At 71.0% G+C, this 20,359-nt stretch carries 18 protein-coding genes and 1 pseudogene; 14 read left to right on the top strand and 5 right to left on the bottom strand.

All coding sequences use genetic code 11. The features are described from left to right. Nucleotides 1–306: 306 nt before the first annotated feature. The 4 genes and pseudogenes from NW895_RS15715 to NW895_RS15700 all read left to right on the top strand — a co-directional run bounded on the left by NW895_RS15715 (nt 307) and on the right by NW895_RS15700 (nt 3,460). Nucleotides 307–719, top strand: a pseudogene (locus NW895_RS15715) (thioredoxin family protein). 207 nt (nt 720–926) lie between these two features. Further along, entirely contained in the window at nt 927–1,436 is a 510-nt protein-coding gene (locus NW895_RS15710; protein ID WP_289936153.1) for a flavin reductase family protein, read from the top strand. A 218-nt stretch (nt 1,437–1,654) separates the two neighbouring features. Continuing rightward, on the top strand, nt 1,655–2,443 hold the full coding sequence (locus NW895_RS15705) for an electron transfer flavoprotein subunit beta/FixA family protein (protein WP_289936152.1): 789 nt from the start codon (nt 1,655–1,657) through the stop codon (nt 2,441–2,443). A gap of 54 nt (nt 2,444–2,497) precedes the next feature. Next, the gene (locus NW895_RS15700; RefSeq protein WP_289936151.1) at nt 2,498–3,460 is read left to right on the top strand and encodes an electron transfer flavoprotein subunit alpha/FixB family protein; all 963 of its coding nucleotides are present in this window, start codon (nt 2,498–2,500) and stop codon (nt 3,458–3,460) included. Nucleotides 3,461–3,515: 55 nt separating this feature from the next. Here NW895_RS15700 and NW895_RS15695 read toward each other — a convergent pair whose 3' ends face one another. After that, entirely contained in the window at nt 3,516–4,409 is an 894-nt protein-coding gene (locus NW895_RS15695; RefSeq protein WP_289936150.1) for an endonuclease/exonuclease/phosphatase family protein, read from the bottom strand. Nucleotides 4,410–4,599: 190 nt separating this feature from the next. Here NW895_RS15695 and NW895_RS15690 point away from each other — a divergent pair, with 190 nt between their 5' ends. Both NW895_RS15690 and NW895_RS15685 read left to right on the top strand, forming a co-directional pair. Next, a complete protein-coding gene (locus tag NW895_RS15690) occupies nt 4,600–5,901 on the top strand; it encodes an aldolase/citrate lyase family protein (protein ID WP_289936149.1) in 1,302 nt (433 codons plus the stop codon). Between the two features lie 165 nt (nt 5,902–6,066). Beyond that, nucleotides 6,067–7,653, top strand: a complete 1,587-nt coding sequence (locus NW895_RS15685; protein WP_289936148.1) for a serine/threonine-protein kinase — start codon at nt 6,067–6,069, stop codon at nt 7,651–7,653. A 99-nt stretch (nt 7,654–7,752) separates the two neighbouring features. On the opposite strand, the gene NW895_RS15680 is transcribed toward NW895_RS15685, so the two are convergent. Together NW895_RS15680 and NW895_RS15675 are read right to left on the bottom strand one after the other, a co-directional pair. Further along, on the bottom strand, nt 7,753–8,496 hold the full coding sequence (locus NW895_RS15680) for a hypothetical protein (RefSeq protein ID WP_289936147.1): 744 nt from the start codon (nt 8,494–8,496) through the stop codon (nt 7,753–7,755). A gap of 7 nt (nt 8,497–8,503) precedes the next feature. Beyond that, nucleotides 8,504–9,595 carry a LacI family DNA-binding transcriptional regulator gene (locus NW895_RS15675; protein ID WP_289936146.1) on the bottom strand — a complete coding sequence of 364 codons (1,092 nt, stop codon included), beginning with the start codon at nt 9,593–9,595 and terminating at the stop codon, nt 8,504–8,506. Between the two features lie 160 nt (nt 9,596–9,755). Here NW895_RS15675 and NW895_RS15670 point away from each other — a divergent pair, with 160 nt between their 5' ends. The 8 genes from NW895_RS15670 to NW895_RS15635 all read left to right on the top strand — a co-directional run bounded on the left by NW895_RS15670 (nt 9,756) and on the right by NW895_RS15635 (nt 18,611). After that, nucleotides 9,756–10,709 (top strand): ROK family protein, encoded by a 954-nt coding sequence (locus NW895_RS15670; RefSeq protein ID WP_289936145.1) that lies wholly within the window; start codon nt 9,756–9,758, stop codon nt 10,707–10,709. Between the two features lie 264 nt (nt 10,710–10,973). Continuing rightward, nucleotides 10,974–11,195, top strand: coding sequence for a hypothetical protein (locus NW895_RS15665; protein ID WP_289936144.1), 222 nt, complete (start codon nt 10,974–10,976; stop codon nt 11,193–11,195). Nucleotides 11,196–11,342: 147 nt separating this feature from the next. After that, on the top strand, nt 11,343–12,404 hold the full coding sequence (locus tag NW895_RS15660) for an NUDIX hydrolase (RefSeq protein WP_289936143.1): 1,062 nt from the start codon (nt 11,343–11,345) through the stop codon (nt 12,402–12,404). Nucleotides 12,405–12,632: 228 nt separating this feature from the next. Beyond that, entirely contained in the window at nt 12,633–14,450 is a 1,818-nt protein-coding gene (locus NW895_RS15655) for an ABC transporter family substrate-binding protein (RefSeq protein ID WP_289936142.1), read from the top strand. Nucleotides 14,451–14,553: 103 nt separating this feature from the next. Continuing rightward, on the top strand, nt 14,554–15,540 hold the full coding sequence (locus NW895_RS15650) for an ABC transporter permease (RefSeq protein WP_289936141.1): 987 nt from the start codon (nt 14,554–14,556) through the stop codon (nt 15,538–15,540). Beyond that, the gene (locus NW895_RS15645) at nt 15,533–16,453 is read left to right on the top strand and encodes an ABC transporter permease (RefSeq protein WP_289936140.1); all 921 of its coding nucleotides are present in this window, start codon (nt 15,533–15,535) and stop codon (nt 16,451–16,453) included. Before NW895_RS15650 ends, NW895_RS15645 begins: the two co-directional genes overlap by 8 nt. Continuing rightward, a complete protein-coding gene (locus NW895_RS15640) occupies nt 16,450–17,544 on the top strand; it encodes an ABC transporter ATP-binding protein (RefSeq protein WP_289936139.1) in 1,095 nt (364 codons plus the stop codon). Before NW895_RS15645 ends, NW895_RS15640 begins: the two co-directional genes overlap by 4 nt. Further along, the gene (locus tag NW895_RS15635) at nt 17,541–18,611 is read left to right on the top strand and encodes an oligopeptide/dipeptide ABC transporter ATP-binding protein (RefSeq protein ID WP_289936138.1); all 1,071 of its coding nucleotides are present in this window, start codon (nt 17,541–17,543) and stop codon (nt 18,609–18,611) included. Before NW895_RS15640 ends, NW895_RS15635 begins: the two co-directional genes overlap by 4 nt. Here the strand turns inward: NW895_RS15635 and NW895_RS15630 are convergent. Then, entirely contained in the window at nt 18,584–19,636 is a 1,053-nt protein-coding gene (locus tag NW895_RS15630) for a protein kinase family protein (RefSeq protein ID WP_289936137.1), read from the bottom strand. The two genes, NW895_RS15635 and NW895_RS15630, sit on opposite strands and share 28 nt — an antisense overlap. Before the next feature lie 10 nt (nt 19,637–19,646). After that, nucleotides 19,647–20,345 carry an MBL fold metallo-hydrolase gene (locus tag NW895_RS15625; RefSeq protein ID WP_289936136.1) on the bottom strand — a complete coding sequence of 233 codons (699 nt, stop codon included), beginning with the start codon at nt 20,343–20,345 and terminating at the stop codon, nt 19,647–19,649. Nucleotides 20,346–20,359: the final 14 nt, after the last annotated feature.

Genomic DNA, 20,359 nt, shown 5'->3' with positions numbered 1-20,359 from the left:
TCTTCACCTGGGAAGGCGACTCCCAGTTGAAAGTTACGCAGCCGTAGGTTTACGGCTTGTCGCAGATGGTGCCCCAAGAACGCCCCGCGAACCAGTCCTGGTGCCCGTCGGCGGCGAGATTCTCGTCACGTCGGCCCAGTGATCCACCTCGGGCTTTTGCGAGATGCTTACTCTGCGCGGACCGTCACCCGCCGGTCCGAGCGTGTGACCGACGACTCCCGATATCCATAGGAATCAAGCAATCCGCAGCGGAAACGCTCCGGGGAGGCGGGAATCTTCGCAGTCTTGTGAACGCTGGCACGGAAGGTGACCGCACTGGTGGTGTGTGCGCTGGTGCTCGCGGCGGCGAGCGCCTACGGAGTGCTGCGAGGGCGGCGGAGCGGGAGAGTGCGGTGCGCGTGCGGGACGAGGGCGAGCGGCTCGGTGCGGCCGAGCTGGGCGTGGCACTCGGCGAACGGGCCACGCTCGTACAGTTCTCCAGCGCCTTCTGCGCGCCCTGCCGGGCGACCCGCCGGATCCTTGCCGAAGTGGCCGACATGGTGCCGGGCGTGGCCCACGTCGAGCTCGACGCCGAGGCCCACCTCGACCTCGTCCGCGCCCTGGACATCCTCAAGACGCCGACGGTGCTGGTCCTCGACACCGACGGCCGCGTCGTACGGCGCGCCACCGGCCAGCCGCGCAAGGCCGACGTGATCGCCGCACTCGGGGAGGCGGTGTGATGGCGATCACGTCAAAAGTGAGCCATCTCCCATATGCCGGAACGTACTTGACTGTGTGCACCACCTATCGTCAGTCTGACCGTATGCCTTCGGAACTCCTTCTCGTCGGACGAGTGCACGTCGACCTCGTCCGTACCGCGAGTGCGCGCTGTCAGGTCTGCTGAGCAGCCACGGACCCGCTCGTCACCCCCTGAAGAAGGACACTCCATGACGGCCACGCCCGACCTCGGCACCGTCCATCTCGCCACCCCCGACCTGCTGCGCTCCGTCTTCCGGCGGCATGCCGCGGGGGTCGCCGTGATCACCGCCCGCGGCGAGAGCGGGCCGGTCGGCTTCACCGCCACCTCCCTCACCTCGGTCTCCGCCGAGCCTCCGCTCCTCTCCTTCGGTATCGGTACCGGCGCGTCGAGCTGGCCCGTGATCTCCGCGACCGACCACGTCGGGGTCCACATACTCGGCGAGCACCAGCAGGAGCTGGCCGCCACCTTCGCCCGCAGCGGCGCCGACCGCTTCGGCGCTGCCACCGCCTGGCGTGAGGGTCCCGAGGGTGTTCCCGTCCTCGACGGCGTGCTCGCCTGGCTGGTGTGCCGGATCGTCGGCCGCGTGCCCGCCGGGGATCACCGGATCGTGCTGGCCGAGGTCCTCCTCGGCGACCCCGCCGGCCCCGGTCGTCCCCTGCTGTACCACCAGGGACGCTTCAACGGCCTGCGCGATTGATCACGCCCCGTCCCTCCTGCGAAGCCGTCGAGTTCCGGTTACGCTGCGTTGCACAGGTCACAGTTCAAAGCGCTTGCTTAGCGGGAACGATCTGGCTGTACTGACGAGTAATATTTCGATCGGAGCGCGGGCCGCCCCGACCGGGATCGGCCGCTTGAGGCGCCTATGCTGCCTGCAGGCAGGCAGCACCGAAATGACGATGCAGTAGGAGAGCCGGCGTGAGCTTGAGGATCGTTGTCACTGTGAAGTACGTGCCCGACGCCACTGGCGACCGGCACTTCGCCGATGACCTGACCGTCGATCGGGACGACGTGGACGGTCTGCTCTCCGAGCTGGACGAGTACGCCGTCGAGCAGGCGCTGCAGATCTCCGAGAACTCCGACGACGACGTGGAGGTCACCGTCCTGACGGTGGGCCCGGAGGACGCCAAGGACGCCCTGCGCAAGGCGCTGTCGATGGGCGCGGACAAGGCGATCCACGTCGAGGACGACGACCTGCACGGCACCGACGCGATCGGTACCTCCCTGGTCCTGGCCAAGGCGATCGAGAAGGCCGGCTACGACCTGGTGATCTCCGGCATGGCGTCGACCGACGGCACCATGGGCGTCGTCCCCGCGCTGCTGGCCGAGCGTCTGGGCGTGCCGCAGGTGACCCTGCTGTCCGAGGTGTCGGTCGAGGACGGCACGGTCAAGGGCCGCCGCGACGGTGACGCCGCCTCGGAGCAGCTGGAGGCCTCGCTGCCGGCCGTCGTGTCCGTGACGGACCAGTCGGGTGAGGCTCGCTACCCGTCCTTCAAGGGGATCATGGCGGCCAAGAAGAAGCCGGTGGAGTCCTGGGACCTGTCCGACCTGGACATCGAGGCCGAGGAGGTCGGCCTGGAGGGCGCCTACACCACGGTCGACACCGCGGCCGAGCGTCCGGCCCGCACGGCCGGCACGATCGTCAAGGACGAGGGCGAGGGCGGCAAGCAGCTCGCTGAGTTCCTCGCGAGCCAGAAGTTCATCTGAGCACGCAATCGCTGACCGCCCCGCATACTTCGCAAGCAGGAGAGAAGAAGTCCCATGGCTGAAGTTCTCGTCTACGTCGACCACGTGGACGGTGCCGTCCGCAAGCCCACGCTGGAGCTGCTGACCCTGGCCCGCCGCATCGGCGAGCCCGTCGCCGTCGCCCTCGGTAACGGCGCCGGTGACACCGCCGCCACGCTCGCCGAGCACGGCGCGGTGAAGGTCCTCACGCACGAGGCCTCGGAGTACGCCGACTACCTGGTCGTACCGAAGGTGGATGCCCTGCAGGCCGCGTACGAGGCCGTCTCCCCGGCCGCCGTGCTGGTGCCGTCCTCGGCCGAGGGCAAGGAGATCGCCGCGCGTCTGGCGCTGCGCATCGGCTCGGGCATCATCACCGACGCCGTCGACCTGGAGGCCGGCGACGAGGGCCCGGTGGCCACGCAGTCGGTGTTCGCCGCCGCCTTCACCACCAAGTCCCGTGTCTCCAAGGGCACCCCGGTCATCACGGTCAAGCCGAACTCCGCAGCGGTCGAGCCGGCCCCGGCCGCGGGCGCGGTGGAGGCGCTGTCGGTGACGTTCTCGGAGAAGGCGACCGGCACCAAGGTCACCGCCCGTACGCCGCGTGAGTCGACGGGCCGCCCCGAGCTGACCGAGGCCGCGATCGTGGTCTCCGGTGGCCGTGGCGTCAACGGCGCGGAGAACTTCGCGATCATCGAGGGTCTCGCCGACTCCCTCGGCGCGGCCGTCGGCGCCTCGCGTGCCGCGGTGGACGCGGGCTGGTACCCGCACACCAACCAGGTCGGCCAGACCGGCAAGTCGGTCTCGCCGCAGCTGTACATCGCCTCCGGCATCTCCGGCGCGATCCAGCACCGCGCCGGCATGCAGACCTCGAAGACGATCGTGGCGATCAACAAGGACCCCGAGGCCCCGATCTTCGACCTGGTCGACTACGGCGTCGTCGGCGACCTGTTCGACGTCGTCCCGCAGCTGACCGACGAGATCAAGGCCCGCAAGGGCTGATCACCGCAGGCTGTGACGAGGCCCCCGTGACCCGCGCCGGTCACGGGGGCCTCGCTCATCCCAGGGTCAGTGACGCCTGCACGGGCAGGTGGTCGCTCGGGAACTGGCCGCCCCGCGAGAAGGTGTTGATCGACGCCCGGTGCGTCCTGACGCCCGGGGTGGTCAGGATCCAGTCGATACGGTCGCCGTCCGGCGTCAGCGGCTGGTAGCCGTGGAAGGTCGCGTACAGCTTGCCGCGCTCGGCGGCCGTGTCCCAGGTGTCGACGAGTCCGGCGGCCAGCAGGGTGTCGTGGACCGGGTTCTTGTGGGCCGCCGCGTTGAAGTCGCCGGTCACGACGAACGGCACGGAGCTGCCTGGCTCCGTGATCCGCTCCACGATGAGCGAGGCGGCACGCGCGCGTGCGTACTGGCTCGCGTGGTCGAGGTGGGTGTTGAGGAGGTGGAACTCCCGCCCGCCCCCGCGTAGATCGCGGAAACGGACCCAGGTGGCGATCCGGGGGAGCGAGCCGCCCCAGGTGTTGGAGCCGATCACTCTGGGCGTGTCGGAGAGCCAGAAGGTGTCGTGCTCGACCGGAGCCAGGCGCCGGGTGTCGTAGAAGATCGCCACGGCCTCGTCGCGGCTGCCGCCCTCGCGGCCGGTGCCGATCCAGTCGTAGTGCGGCCCCAGATCGGCCCGGATGTCCCGCAACTGCTGGTAGAGGCCCTCCTGGGTGCCGATGACATCCGGCTCCTCACGGCGTAACAGCTCGCGCATCACCGGGCGGCGCACGGCCCAGCTGTTGGGCTCCGCGGCGCTCGCGAAACGCAGGTTGAACGTCATGACGTGCAGGCGGTGGCTGCTGTGCTTGGCGGCCGAGGCCGGCACCGTACCGATGAGCGGCACGGTGGCCGCCGCGGCGAGCGCCGTTCTCAGGCCCATGCGACGAGTCATCCTGTTGGCGTCCGGCATGTTGTCCCTCCCCACGAGTCAGGATGAAGGGGCGAATCGAAGTGCGAAAGAGGGCGTAGTGGCCCTCGGAGACGGAAGTGCACGGGGCGGCTCGGGCGGTGGACGGGGTGTTGACCAGCGGGAAGCCGCCCAGATAGCTTCGCTCTACGGATTGTTGATTCCGTAAAGCGGAAAGCGAGAGGGTATGGCAATGGGCCAGGGCCAGGAGAAGGTGGCGACGAGCCTCGCGGGCGCCGTCAGCGAGGAGATCAGCGCCTCCCTCGCACCGGTCGACGCCGAGCTGGAGCGCCGCTACCCCGGCGACCCCGGCACCCGCCAGCCCGTCCACACCGTCTACGTCCCCGGCGATGTCTTCGCCGCCGACACCGTCCGCGCCTGGGGCGACAAGGCCCTCGCCGCCCTCGACCAGCACGCCCCCGACGCCGCGTCCTTCGCCGCCGTCCTCGGCCTCGCCGACGAACTCGCCGAGCCGGTCCACGCGCGCGTGCGCGCCAAACTGGAGCGCGAGCCGATCGAGGACCTGCGCGTCGACTTCGAGGACGGCTACGGCAACCGCCCCGACGCCGAGGAGGACGAGGCCGCGGCCCGCGCCGCCCGGATCGTCGCCGAGGCGTACCAGAACGGGACGGCGGCCCCGTACATGGGCATCCGCATGAAGTGCATGGAGGCGCCGGTACGCGCGCGGGGTATCCGTACCCTCGACATTTTCCTCACCGGTCTGATGCGGGCCGGCGGCCTGCCCGGCGGGCTGGTGCTCACCCTGCCGAAAGTGACGTACGCCGAGCAGGTCACCGCCATGGTGCGCCTGCTGGAGGCGTTCGAGGAGGCGCACGGGCTGGAGCCGGGCCGCATCGGCTTCGAGATCCAGATCGAGACCAGCCAGTCCATCCTCGCCGCCGACGGCACGGCGACCGTGGCCCGCATGATCCAGGCCGCCGAGGGCCGCGCCACCGGACTGCACTACGGCACCTTCGACTACAGCGCCTGCCTCGGCGTCTCCGCCGCCCACCAGGCCAGCGACCACCCGGCCGCCGACCACGCCAAGGCCATCATGCAGGTCGCGGCCGCGGGCACCGGCGTACGCCTCTCGGACGGCTCGACGAACGTCCTGCCGGTGGGCCCCACCGAGAAGGTCCACGCCGCGTGGCGCCTGCACTACGGCCTCACCCGCCGCGCCCTCGCCCGTGCCTACTACCAGGGCTGGGACATGCACCCCGGCCACATCCCCACCCGGTACGCGGCCGTCTTCGCCTTCTACCGCGAGGGCTTCGAACAGGCCGCCGCCCGCCTCGCCCGCTATGCGAACCGGACCGCCGGTGACGTCATGGACGAGCCCGCCACCGCCAAGGCCCTCAGCGGCTACCTGCTCCGCGGCCTGGACTGCGGCGCCCTCGACATCGCCGAGGTGGCCCGGCTGACCGGACTGACCCGCGCCGACCTGGAGGGCTTCGCGGCACCCCGGCGCGGTGGCCTCACCGCCTCCGCCACCTAGGCACTCGTTTGGATCATCCCGGCGTCGCGTGCAACGCACCGCACCTCACGGCCGGCCTGATCCAAACGACAGTGCCCAGCGGCACGGGCTCGCCCTGTCGGTCCCGACCCGTAGGCTGTACGCCACGCATGGGCGTGTCCGAGGTGTCACAGGAACGGGGCAGCGGTGTCTTCGGGGGAGTACGGACAGGCGGACGGGGCCGGCCGGCTGCTGGCCGGGCGCTATCGCGTCAGGGCCCAACTGGGGCGCGGCGGCATGGGCGTGGTCTGGCGAGCCGTCGACGAGGTCCTCGGCCGCGAGGTCGCCGTCAAGGAACTGCGCACCTACACCGACGCCGACGCACCCGAACTCGCCGACCTGCGACTGCGGATGCAGCGCGAGGCCCGTGCGGCGGCCCGGGTGCGCCACCTCGGCGTCGTCGCCGTGCACGACATCGCCGAGGTGGACGGCCGCCCGCTCATCGTCATGGAGCTCGTCGACGGGCCGTCCCTGGACGACGTGCTGCGCGAGCGCGGCACCCTGGACCCTGGCGAGGCCGCCGGGATCGGCGCCAAGGTCATGGACGCCCTGGCCGCCGCCCACCGCGTCGGCGTGACGCACCGCGACGTCAAGCCCGGCAACATCCTCCTCGACCGATCGGGCCGCGTGGTCCTCACCGACTTCGGCATCGCGACGATGGAGGACCCGGGCGACGGCTCGGCCACACGCCTCACCCGCAGCGGCGAACTCGTCGGCTCCCTGGACTACCTGGCCCCCGAGCGCGCCCAGGGCGCCGACCCGGGCCCCGCCTCCGACATCTGGGCCCTCGGCGCCACGCTGTACGCGGCGGTGGAGGGCGCCTCGCCCTTCCGGCGTACGTCGGCCTTCTCCACCCTCACCGCGATCGTCACCGAGCCGCTGCCCGAGCCCCGCCGCGCCGGACTCCTCGGCCCGGTGCTCCGGCACCTGCTGGACAAGCGGCCCGAGGCCCGCCCGGAGGCCGACCAGGCGCGCGAGCTGCTGCAGGCGGTGGCCGACGAGAGCGGCACGGACACGCCGACGACGACTCTGCGGGGACCGGTGACCACGCCCGCGAGGCCGGAGACGGAACGCGGTGTCCCGGCGGCACCGCCGGGGGTCGGACCGCCACAGGCTTCTGGTTCGCCCACGCCTCCCGCATCCGCGCCCACCGGCTCCATGTCCGCCGCCACCTCCACCCCGCCCCGCCGCACAGGCCGCCTGCCGGCCGCCGCGGCCGTCGCCGTCGTCCTGGCCGCGGCCGGCGTGGCACTCACCCTGCTGTACGCCCCCGACAGCCCGGACACGAACGCCGGGGCGGACGCGACCCGTACGCAGCCCGCGGCCTCCTCCTCCGCACCGGCCTCCACCGCCTCCGGCCGCCCGACCGACCCCGAGCCCGCCGGCCAGGGCGACGGGAAGGCCCGGCCTCCCGCACAGACGACAGCCGGCCGCGGTGCGACGACCCCGGCCCCGTCCTGCTACCCGAAAGGCGCGGGCAAGTACGACTGCCACGTCTGGCGCACCGCCAAGTCGTACACCGCCTCCGGCACCGAGGTGGGCGCCCTCAGGGCGGGCACCAACTACTTCTACTGCCAGCGGAACCTAGGCCGCCGCGAGACGTACGGCGAGTGGACCAACGTCTGGTGGGCAAAGACGGACGACGACAGCGGCAACACGGATGTCTACGTCAGCGACGTCTACATCAAGGGCGGCGACAACGACGAGCCGGTGCCCGGACTCCCCGTCTGCTGAGTCTGCCGCGAACAGCGGACGCCCGGCCTGGGCATCCCGTCCATGAATCCTCCACCCCTGACGGAGTGGCAGCCCGGGAAACCGCCCCGCGGACACCGCTCAGCCCGCCACGTACCGCTCCAGCCCGGAAGCCGTCACCAGCTTCTCCTCGACGAACAGCCGCGTGCCCCGCTCGCACAGCCACCGGTCGGACCGTGCCCGCGCGCAGAACTGCTCGGGCGTGACGCCGAACAGCTCCCGGAACCGCGGCACTTCCACGAGCAGTTCGGTGAGCAGGGCCCGCTGGCCCGGGTGGGTGCGCGGCACCCCGGTGCCGTCGTGCAGGACGCCGTGGCGATTGACGTACGCGTAGGCGCCGGGCAGCGTGGTGCCGTCGGCGAGCTTGAACCGCACGTCCGGTGCGGGCAGCCAGGCGCGGTGGAAGTTGCCCGCCGGCAGCGGCACGCCCTCGCTCGCATCGATGATCGCGAGCTGCTCCGCGTCGAGCCAGAGGACGAACAACTCCCGTACAGCATCAGGCGCGTTGACCGGGGACGCGGACACGTAGCCCATGCGGCTCACATGCGCGGAGACGCCCACGTCGACCCCGGTCACCCGCGTCTTCACCATCGGGAGGGCGGACGTGATGCCGAACTGGTCCAGTTTGTGCCGCAGTTGCCCAGGGCAGGCGTTGGAGCCGACCGCGAGGACGGGGAAGCGGTCCTCGTACACCAGTCGGTCCAGCGGCAGCAGACGGTCCCCGTCGAGGAGCCCGGACTCCCGCGGCCACGCTCCCGGGTACAGCAGCGGACGCATCCGCGGAGCCTCGGCCAGCCCGAGCGCGTGCAGGGTGCGGTTCTCCATGGCCGGCTCAGTCCGCCGGGGGCAGCTCGCCGGAGCCGCGGGTGATCAGCCGGGTCGGCAGCTCGATGCGTTCGGGCGTCACCAGGGTGCCGTCCAGCTGTCGGAAGAGGCGCTCGGCCGCGGTGCGGCCGATGGCGGCCGCGTCCTGGGCGACGACCGTGACGCCCGGCTGCAGCAGGTCGGCGAGCTCGATGTCGTCGAAGCCCACGAGGGCGACGCTGCGGGACTGCTCGGCGAGGACCCGGACCACGGTGACCGTCACCCGGTTGTTGCCCGCGAAGATCGCGGTGACCGGGTCGGCACCGGAGAGCATCTCCTCCGCCGCCCGGCGCACCCGCTCGGGGCTGGTGACGCCCAGGGACATCCAGGAGTCCTTGACCGGTATGCCCGCGTCCTCCATGGCCGCCCGGTAGCCGCGCAGCCGCTCGGCGGCGGTGTGGATGCGGGGCATGTCGCCGATGAAGCCGATCCGGCGGTGCCCGTGTGCGATGAGGTGGGCCACCCCGTCGCGGGCGCCGCCGTAGTTGTCGGACAGCACGACGTCCGCGTCGATCTTCCCGGGCGGCCGGTCCACGAACACCGTCGCGACGCCCGCCTTGAGCTCCGGCTCCAGATAACGGTGGTCGTCGCCGGCCGGAATGACCACCAGCCCGTCCACCCGCCGCGCGCACAGTGCCAGCACCAGCTCCTGCTCGCGGTCCGGGTCCTCCGCGCTGGAGCCGTTGATGAGCAGCGATCCGTGGGCGCGGGCCACGTCCTCGACCGCGCGGCTCAGCGGCCCGTAGAACGGGTCCGCGAGATCCTCCAGCACCAGTCCGATGCTAGCCGTCCGGCCCTTGCGGAGCACCCGCGCGCTGTCGTTGCGGCGGAAGCCCAGTGCCTCGATGGCCTCCTGGACGCGCCGCTCCGTCTCCGGGGTGACACCCGGCTCTCCGTTCACCACACGCGAGACGGTCTTGAGCCCGACGCCGGCTCGGGCCGCCACGTCCTTCATGGTCGGACGGTTGCCGTAGCGGGTGCCGGGTCGGCGGGGCGAGCGGGGCGTCTCGGGCACGGTGCGGTGTCCTGTCCTGTCGTCCACGGGGATGCGTCGGTCCATGGGCTTGTATGAGGATGTGGCGTCGAGCATAGAGCCTGGACAACGTTGTCAGATGCGGGGGACACTGTCCATCGCACGCTCCGGCCCGCGCCCCCCACCGCGAGACCGGCCTGATGTTTCCCACTCGCTTTCTCATGGTTGACGGGGAGATCCGACTCTGATGCACACCGACCTCGTGGCCGCGCTGGACATCGGCGGCACCAAGATCGCCGGAGCGCTGGTGGACGGCCACGGCCGGATCCTGGGGCGCGCCCAGCGTGCGACGCCCGCGCAGGAGGACGGCGAGACCGTGATGGGGGCCGTGGAGGAGGTGCTCGGTGAGCTGACCGCCTCGCCGCTGTGGGGACGTGCCACGGCGGTCGGCATCGGCAGCGCCGGGCCGGTGGACGCCTCCGCGGGCACGGTCAGCCCGGTGAACGTGCCCGGCTGGCGCGACTACCCGCTCGTGGCGCGGGTCCGGGCCGCGACCGGGGACCTGCCCGTCGAGCTGATCGGCGACGGCGTGGCGATCACGGCGGCCGAGCACTGGCAGGGCGCCGCCCGTGGCCACGACAACGCGCTGTGCATGGTGGTCTCCACGGGCGTCGGCGGTGGCCTGGTGCTGAACGGGCAACTGCACCCCGGCCCGACCGGCAACGCGGGCCACATCGGCCACATCAGCGTGGACCTGGACGGCGACCCGTGCCCGTGCGGCGCGCGCGGCTGCGTGGAGCGGATCGCGAGCGGCCCCAACATCGCCCGGCGCGCCCTGGAGAACGGCTGGCAGCCCGGCCCGGACGGTGACACCTCCGCCGCCGCGGTGGCCGCCGCCGCCCGCGACGGAGATCCGGTCGCCGTGGGTTCCTTCGAGCGGGCCGCCCAGGCGCTGGCCGCCGGAATCGCGGCCACCGCGACCCTCGTCGAGATCGACATCGCCGTGATCGGCGGGGGAGTGGGCAAGGCGGGCGACGTCCTCTTCGTCCCCTTGCGCAAGGCCCTGACCGACTACGCGACCCTGTCCTTCGTGCAGCGCCTGACCGTGACGCCCGCGCTGATGGGCACGGACGCGGGGCTCGTGGGGGCGGCCGCGGCCGCGCTCGCCCGGACGGCGGGCGTGACCGCGGCAGGCGTCTGAGGCGCGTCGGCAGGAACGTTCCCCCCCGCAGGCGGTGACGTGCGGGGCTCAGGGGGCCTCGTCCATGCCTGCGGCGGCCGGTGCGGCGGGGGACGTTGCGCCTGCGGTGCGTTCCGGTGATGGACGCCGGCCGCCCCGGCACGATCCCTTCGCGCCGTGGGCGGCCGCGGGTGGGTGGGAGTGCGCGCACGGCCGCGTACTCCTCTGGAGGGTAGCGGTGATGTCCGACCGTGACTCCTGGCCGGTTGCGCAGTTGAACCCGGCATGAAGAAGCGCAGCATGCTCGCCATCGCCTCCCTCGCCACCGGGTTCGTCGTCGCGGCCGTCACGCCGTCCCACGCCGTGGGGGAGAACCTGAAGGGTGTCGGCCTCAACAGCGTCGACGTGGACAAGACCCTCAGCGACCTTCAGCGCAGCGTCGCCACCAAGAACCTGGACCTCGACCACGCCAAGAAGAAGGGCTTCCCCAAGAAGAAGGGCAAGTGACGAGCACTCTCTGAAGCCGGACCACTCGGCGCCGGCGCCCCGCACCCAGGGGCGCCGGCGCCGTTGTCATGCGCCCTCAACGAAGGCTGGTTTTCGTGGCAGGGTTGAGCGGGCAAGCCACAGGGGGCCAACAGAAGAGGGGGAACCGTGACCGTCGTTTGGATCAACGGCGCGTTCGGTGCGGGGAAGACCACCACCGCACGGGAACTGATCGACCTGATCCCGAACAGCACGCTCTTCGACCCCGAGGTCATCGGCGGAGCGCTCACACATCTGCTACCGCCCAAGCACCTCGCCGAGGTCGGCGACTACCAGGACCTCCCGATCTGGCGCCGCCTGGTCATCGACACGGCGGCAGCGATGCTCGCCGAACTGGGCGGGACCCTCGTGGTCCCCATGACCCTGCTGCGCCAGGAGTACCGCGACGAGATCTTCGGCGGCCTCGCCGCTCGCCGGATCAGTGTCCGGCACATTCTGCTCGCTCCGGCCGAAACGATACTGCGGGAGCGAATAGCCGACCGGGAAGTCCCTCCGGACCTTCCCGACGGTGAGATGCGGGTACGGCAGTGGAGTGACGACCACATCGAGCCGTACCGGACCGCCCTCGCCTCATGGCTCACCGCCGACGCCCATCCGATCGACACCAGCGCCCTGACCCCGTACGAGACCGCCGCCCGCATCGCCGAAGCCGTCAGCTCAGGGGCCGTACCCGCGTGCGAGATCGTGCAGACGCCGGAGCCCACCGCCGAGACGCTCGCCGCCGGAGTGCTCCTCTTCGACGAACAGGACCGGGTGCTGCTCGTCGACCCCACCTACAAGGCCGGCTGGGAGTTCCCCGGTGGTGTCGTGGAGCCCGGCGAGGCACCCGCCCGGGCCGGTATGCGGGAGGTCGCCGAGGAGACCGGGATCCGCCTGGACGACGTACCGAGTCTGCTGGTCGTCGACTGGGAGCCGCCCGCGCCGCCCGGCTACGGCGGGCTGCGCCTGCTCTTCGACGGCGGACGCCTGAGCTCCGCCGAGGCGGGACGGCTGCTGCTGCCCGGGCCCGAGCTGCGCGACTGGCGCTTCGTGACCGAGGAGGAGGCCGCCGGCCTGCTGCCGCCGGTCCGCTACGAGCGGCTGCGCTGGGCGCTGCGGGCCCGGGAACACGGAAAGGCGCTGTATCTGGAGGCAGGTGTCCCGGTCGGCGGAGATCCACGGAATGGCTGATTCCGTGCGGTTGTTGGCGTGAATTTTGCCGTTCTGGAGTCGCAACTTTCCGAGTTTGCCTGACCTGGGAGATTCCGAGAACAAAGCGAGGGTGAATCTTCGCCGTCCCCGTATGAACAGAAATCCGAATACAGAGGGTGAGCGTTCTACCGTCGGTGCGCAGCTCAGTTCTTCGCGGTCGCCGGCCACCTCCATCGGGCCGGATCCACCGCCGGTCCAAGGAGAGACATGCGCGCGCACTCATCTGCCCTCGCGCGGGGCATCACGCTCGCCGCCGGGCTGACGCTGGTCCTCACCGCCTGCAGCAGCGGCGGTGGGAACGGCGGCTCCGGCACGAGCACTTCCGCGGGTCTCGCGTCCTGCACCACCCAAGGCAGGGCCGACACCTGCAACTCCGGCACCACGAAGTCCGGCGGAACCTTCACCTACACGCTGGAGAAGAACATCCAGCAGTGGAACGTCCAGGACGCCAACGGCAACACCTTCGAGAACGGCGAGGCTCTCGGCATCGTCCTGCCCTCGGTGTTCGTCCCCCAGCCGGACCTGGGCGTGGCCCTCAACACCGACCTGGTCACCTCGGCGAGACAGACCAGCACCAGCCCGCAGACCATCGTCTACAAGATCAACCCGAAGGCGTCGTGGAACGACGGAACCCCCATCACCGCCGACGACTTCGTGTACTACTGGCGCACCAACGACGGCAAGGACTGCCCGCCGCCGCCCGCCAGTGACAGCACCCAGACCAAGGGCTGCGTGCCGGCGAGCACGGCCGGCTACGACCGCATCAAGTCGGTCACCGGATCCGACGGCGGCAAGACGGTCACCGTCGTGATGTCCAAGCCGTACTCCGACTGGAAGGGCTTGTTCGGCGCGGGATATCCGCTGTACCCGGCGCACGTCGCCGAGAAGCTCTCCGGCGCCAAGACCGGCGACGCCGCCCACATGACGGCCGCCCAGCTGACCAAGGGCTGGCAGTACTTCCTGAAGACCCCGCCCACCAAGTACGCGACGGCGGGCCCGTACAAGATGCAGCAGTGGGTGGACAACGACCACGCCACCTTCGTCCCCGACCCCAAGTGGTGGGGCAAGCACAAGCCGTCCCTGCAGCGGCTGATCTTCAAGGTCATCACGGACGCCACGCAGGAGCCGACCGCCCTGCAGAACAACGAGGTCCAGGCCATCTACCCGCAGCCCGAGGTGGATCTGGTCAAGCAGGTCAAGGACATCCCGAACGTCACCTACACCATCGGCAGCGGGCTGACCTGGGAGCACTTCGACCTCAATCTGCACAACCCGGTGCTCGGCAAGTACAAGCCGCTGCGCCAGGCGATGTTCACGGCCATCAGCGTGAAGGACATCGTGGGCAAGACGGTCGGCCAGTTCGACCCGAAGGTGAAGCAGCTCGGCAACCACAACTACGTCCCCGGTCAGACCGGTTACCAGGACCTCGTCGCCGGGACCGAGCAGGGATCGGGTGACCTGGCCAAGGCCAAGAAGTACCTGACCGACGCCAAGTTCACCGGCGTGGGCAAGGCCCTGAAGACCCCGGACGGCAAGGCCGTCGGACCCTTCAACTGCCGTTACACCACCGGCAACCAGATCCGCCAGAGCGAGTGCCAGATCCTGCAGAGCGACCTGGCGAACCTCGGCATCAAGGTCACCATCAAGCCGATCGGCGCAGCCGATCTCGGCACCGTCCTGACGGGGCACCAGTACGACATCATCGTCTTCGCCTGGGTCGCCTCGCCGTTCCCCACCAGCAACGCTCAGTCCACCTGGACCACCGGGGGCGGCGGCAACTACGGCGGCTACAGCAACAAGAAGGTCGACTCCCTGATCGACCAGGCCGTCGGTGAGACGGACCAGTCGAAGGCGGCCTCCCTGCTCAACCGGGCCGACAAGATCATGACGGACGACGCCTACGTCCTGCCGCTGTACCAGAAGCCGACGTTCCTGGCGGTGCAGACGCGGTTCGTGAACGTGCGGGACAACGCCACGAACGTGGGCCCGCCCTACAACACCGCCGAGTGGGGCCTGAAGAAGTAGCCCCTCCCAGGCAGCTGTCCCGAGTGCCCGGCCCCGCGACCGCGGGGCCGGGCCCCCGGCCCACGGACTGCACCCCACCCCGTCGGCCCCGAGAGAAGACCGCATGCTCGCCTACACCGTGCGCCGCATCCTCGGCTCCATCCCCGTCCTCATCGCCTCGACGTTCATCGTGTTCCTGGTCGTCGTCAACTCCGGCGACCCGGTGGCCAACTTCGCCACCTCGCGGCAGCCCGCCCCCAGCAAGGCCGCCGTCCGCGCCTTCGCCCGGCACATCCACGCCGACCAGCCCGTCCTTGAGCGGTACTGGAACTGGATCACCGGAGTGCTGCACGGCGACTTCGGACCGTCCGTGCAGGCGAACCTGGACATCGGCCACGACCTGTTCACCCGCTTCCGCGTGACCCTCAGCCTGGTCGCCGCGGCCATGGTGATCGCCCTGCTGCTGTCCGTGCTGTTCGGAGCGTTCAGCGCGATCCGCCAGTACTCCGCCGCCGACTACTCGATCACCTTCGTCGGCTTCCTGTTCCTCGCCATGCCGGTGTTCTGGTTCGCCGTCCTGCTCAAGCAGGCGGGCATCTGGTTCAACGAGGCCACCGGCAGCCAGTTCCTCGGCACGATCGGCGAGAAGTCGCCGTACCTCGACGTCGACACTCCCTGGAACGAGTTCCTCGACCACGTCGGCCACCTCGTCCTGCCCACCATCACCCTCGCCCTGGTCTCCTTCGCCTCCTGGACCCGCTACACCCGCGCCTCCATGCTGGAGGTGCTGAACAGCGACTATGTCCGGCTGGCCCGCGCCAAGGGGCTCCGGCGGGGCAAGGTCATCACGCGGCACGCCCTGCGGACCGCCCTCATCCCGCTCACCACCGTCACGGCGCTCGACATCGCGAGCATCCTGGGCGGCGCGGTGGTCACCGAGACGATCTTCCAGTGGCACGGCATGGGGGAGATGCTCGTCCAGGCCGCCTCCACCGTCGACGTCTACCGGCTCATGGCGTGGCTGCTGCTCTCGGCGGTCGTCGTCATCGTCTTCAACCTTCTCGCAGACCTCCTCTACGCCGTCCTCGACCCGAGGATCCGATATGACTGACATCAAGGCACCCGGGTCGATCGCCACCCGAGCCCCGCGCGTCGACCAGGAGTTCACGGTGCGGCAGCGCAGCCAGACCCAGCTCGTCCTGCGCCGTTTCCTGCGCCACCGCGCGGCCGTGATCAGCCTGGTCCTCTTCCTGCTGATCATGCTGTGGGCGTTCGCCGGCCCGCACTTCTGGCACTACTCGTACCGGAAGTTCACCCCGGACAACTCCCGGTCCCCGTCCCTCAAGCACCCCTTCGGCACCGACTCCTCCGGGTACGACGCCTACGCCCAGGTCATGCGCGGCACCCAGACCTCGCTGAAGATCGCCGTCATGATCGCGCTCGGCTCCACCCTGGTCGGCGCGATCTGGGGAGCGATCGCCGGCTTCTACCGGGGCCTCGTCGACGCGGTCATGATGCGGATCGCCGACCTCGTACTGACGCTTCCGCTGCTGGCCATCGCCCTCGTCATCTCCTCCCGCAGCGGCGGCTCCTGGTACTGGATCGCCCTCGTCATCGCGGGACTGACCTGGGCCTACGTGGCCCGGGTCGTACGCTCCAGCGTGCTGTCGCTGCGCGAGAAGGAGTTCGTGGAGGCGGCGCGGGCGCTGGGTTCCTCGGACGCGCGGATCATCTTCCGGCACCTGCTGCCGAACGCGCTCGGCCCGATCATCGTCAACGCGACGGTCCTGGTGGCCACCGGCATCCTCACCGAGACCGCGCTGTCCTTCCTCGGCTTCGGCGTCCAGCCGCCGGACACCTCCCTCGGCCTGCTGGTCGCCCAGGCCCAGACGGCCGTCGACACCCGGCCGTGGCTCTTCTACATCCCCGGCGCCTTCATCATCGCCATCGCGCTGACCGTCAACTTCATCGGTGACGGACTGCGCGACGCCTTCGACCCCCGGCAGCAAAGGGTGCGACAGTGACCGACACCGACAAGGACACGGTTCTCGAAGTCGACGGCCTCACCGTGGAGTTCCCCACGGAGGACGGGACCGTACGGGCCGTCCGCGGCGTCGGCTACCGTCTGAGGCGGGGGGAGGCGCTGGGCATCGTCGGCGAGTCCGGCTCCGGGAAGTCCGTCACCGCCCTGGCGGTGATGGGCCTGCTGCCGGCCACCGCGCGGGTGAGCGGCTCGGTGCGGTTCGCGGGGTCGGAGCTGCTCGGACTGTCCGACGCGCGGCTGTCGGAGGTACGCGGCAAAGGCATCGCGATGATCTTCCAGGACCCGATGACCTCCCTCAACCCGGTCTACCCCGTCGGCTACCAGATCACCGAGACCCTGCTCCGGCACCACCCGGACCTGAACGCCCGGGCCGCCCGCGAGCGGGCGATCGACCTGCTCGGCACGGTCGGCATCCCGAGCCCCGAACGGCGGGTCGACACCTATCCGCACGAGATGTCCGGCGGCATGCGCCAGCGCGTCGTGATCGCCATCGCCATGGCCAACGACCCGGACGTGATCATCGCCGACGAGCCGACCACCGCGCTCGACGTCACCGTGCAGGCGCAGATCCTCGACGCGCTGCAGACCGCCCGCGCCGAGACGGGAGCGGCCCTCGTCCTCATCACCCACGACCTCGGCGTGGTCGCCGGGCACACCGACCGGGTGGCCGTCATGTACGCGGGACGGATGGTGGAGACCGGCTCCGTCGAGGAGATCTTCTACACCCCGCGCATGCCCTACACCCTCGGCCTGCTCGGCTCCCTGCCCCGCCTCGACCGCGAGGAGGCACGACTCACCCCCATCACCGGCTCCCCGCCCTCCCTGCTGAACCTGCCCCCCGGCTGCCCCTTCGCACCCCGCTGCCCCCTGCGCCGCGACGACTGCGACAGCACCGAGCCGCCGCTGACCCGGGCAGGGTCCGCCGGCCACCTCAGCGCCTGCCACTTCGCCGGCGAACTCGTCGGCACCGGAGCCGGAGAGGTCTTCGACGCGACCGGCGCCGACTCCGCGGCCCTGGCCCGCTTCGCCGACGCCGCACCTGTCACCACCCCCGAGGAGGACCCCGTATGAGCGCGCCCACGCTGGCCGCCGCACCCCTCACCCCGCTGCCCGGCCACGGCGGCACCGGCGAGCCGGTCCTCCAGGTCCGCGACCTCGTCAAGCACTTCCCGGTGATGTCCCGCGGTGTCGTACGCCGCCGGGTGGGCGACGTGCACGCGGTGTGCGGGGTCTCCTTCGACCTGCACGAGAACGAGACCCTGGGCCTGGTGGGGGAGTCCGGATCCGGGAAGACGACGATCTCCCGCACCGTCCTCGGCCTGGAGTCCGCCACCTCGGGCCAGGTCCGCTACCGGGGCCAGGAACTCACCGAGCTGAGCAGGCGCCGGATGCGGCCGCTGCGGCGCGAGCTGCAGATCGTCTTCCAGGACCCGTACGCCTCCCTCGATCCGCGCATCTCGGTGCACGAGATCGTCGCCGAACCCCTGCGCATCCACGGCAGGTACGGGCCCGGGGCCGCCGACGAGGTACGTGAGCTGCTGCGGCTCGTCGGCCTCAACCCCGAGCACGGCAACCGCTACGCGCACGAGTTCTCCGGCGGACAGCGCCAGCGCATCGGTATCGCGCGGGCGTTGGCGCTGCGTCCCAAGGTCGTCGTGCTGGACGAACCGGTCTCGGCGCTGGACGTGTCGATCCAGGCCGGGGTCCTCAACCTGCTGATGGACCTGCAGAGCGAACTCGGCCTGTCCTACCTGTTCGTGGCGCACGACCTGTCGGTGATGCGGCACATGGCCGACCGGGTCGCCGTGATGTACCTGGGCCGGCTGGTCGAGATCGCCCCCGCCCACCAGCTGTTCGCCCGCCCCGCCCACCCGTACACCCAGGCCCTGGTCTCGGCGATCCCGTTGCCGGACCCGCGCAAGGAACGCGCCCGGAAGCGGATCACCGTCCAGGGCGAGGTACCGAGCCCGGTCCGCCCGCCGAGCGGCTGCCGGTTCCGCACGCGCTGTCCCAAGTTCGCCGGCCAGCTGACCGAGAGCGAACGCACCGCCTGCGTGGAGGAGGCGCCCGCACTGGTCGACCGCGGTGCCGGCAACCCGGTCGCCTGCCACTACGCGGAGAGCGTGCAGCTGCTGTAGAGCTCCTCGTGCGGGTAGGGGGTCAGCCTGCTCTCCTGCTCCAGGCGGCGGTTGAAGTCGCCCACCAGCGTGGCGAGCGGCGCGTACCGGGAGACGAGGCCGGCGGCGGCCCGTGGGATCCCCTCGGGCCGCCTGCCGTCGGCGCACGCGCGGATGTAGGCCTCCCGTTCGTCCCTGCCGTACCCGTACTGGTCGACGACGAGCCAGTGCACCAGGTAGGAGAGGGCGTAGGCCCGGTCGTAGTGACGGTGGCGGGCGAAGAAGCCGCGCTCCTCGGCGGTGAGGGAGAAGCGGGCCGAGAGGGCGAGGCCGTAGTCGGTGAGGTAGAGCCGGCGGCCGTCGGTGAGGATGTTCCCGAAGTGGGCGTCGAAGTGCACCAGCCGCCGCTCGCGGAGGAAGGCGGTCACGGCCCCCAGGCCCTCTTCCACCAGGGCGCAGGCGGCGTCGGCGCCGTCCGTGCGCAGTTGGGCGCTGAACCAGTCGTGCAGGGTGTACGGGACGTACTCCAGGAAGAGCGTCAGACTCGCGGTCGCCGTCCGCAGGCCCTCGATGCGCTCGCGCAGTCCCGGTGAGCCGCCCCAGTAGGCGACGCACCGTTCCACGTCGGCCAGTTCGTCGGGAAGGGGCTGTGGGGTGTCGGGCAGCACCCGCCAGTGGTGCATCAGGGGGAAGCCGGCGAACCGGTCGGACAGCACCCAGTTCGTGGTCATCGTGTGCACGGCGAGCTCCCGCCAGGCGCCGAAGCCCGGGCTGCCGATGGCGCCGATGCCGTAGTGGCAGTAGGGCGGGAGCCCGAAGAGGTTCCCGGTGGAGTGGATGTTCTCCGGCAGCCGCTCGGTGTCGGTGAGGGGCATCCGCTTCACGAACACCCGCCGGCCGTCCACGTCCACCAGGGTCGCCCGTCCGCCGATCCCGGTGCCGACGGGCGTACCCGACGCCACCAGGTCCGCGAGGTCGCGGTCGCTGAGGAGGGCGAGGGCGGTGGCGATGCCGGTGTGGGCGGTCAGCCGTGCGGAGGGGGACATGGACCCATCATCAGGGGGAGACCCGGTACCTGTCCGCCGATCGGCGAAGGGCCGTGGAGGCGTGGCCGATCACCGGGTCGCCGTGACCGAAGCAGGCCACGTCGGCCTCCAGTGCCGCCAGCCGGAGGAAGGAGGCCACGGCCAGATCCCGGTCGAGGTTCAACACGCCCAGTATCACGCTGCCGTCGACCGGCGACGCGGCGACGGCGTCCCCCGTGAACAGCACGCCGTGCCGCGGAAGGTGGAGCGCGATGCTGCCGTGCGTGTGGCCGGGGACGTGGACGACGTGCGCCCCGCCACCGAAGTCGAGAATGTCGCCGTCGGACACTTCGGTGACCTTGGACGGGCGCGCGAAGTCGCCAGGCGGCAGCAGCTTGACCGCCTCCGCACGCAGGGGGCGCTCCCAGTCCTCGAACACCGGGGGCGGACCAGGGACCTCACCCCGCACGACCGGCGCGTCCATGCCGTGGGCCAGCACCTCGGCGCCGCTGCGGGCGGCCAACTCGTCCGCGCTGCCCACGTGGTCCTCGTGGAAGTGGGTGAGGACGACACGGCGTACGGGCCCGGACACGAGGCCGGCGATCGCCGCGCCGAAGCCCGCAGGTCCGGCGTCGATCAGTGTGACCTCGTCCCCGTCGCGCCAGAGATAGGCCTGGCCGACGGGGAAGCGCAGGAGGTGCAGGCTGGGGAGCAGCTCGATGACGTCCATGGGCCGACCGTACG

Source organism: Streptomyces sp. S.PNR 29 (assembly GCF_030386795.1).
In the GTDB taxonomy this organism is placed as follows: Bacteria; Actinomycetota; Actinomycetes; order Streptomycetales; family Streptomycetaceae; genus Streptomyces.
Note: the sequence above shows the minus strand (reverse complement) of the source record. Positions and strands in the feature narration are given on the sequence as shown.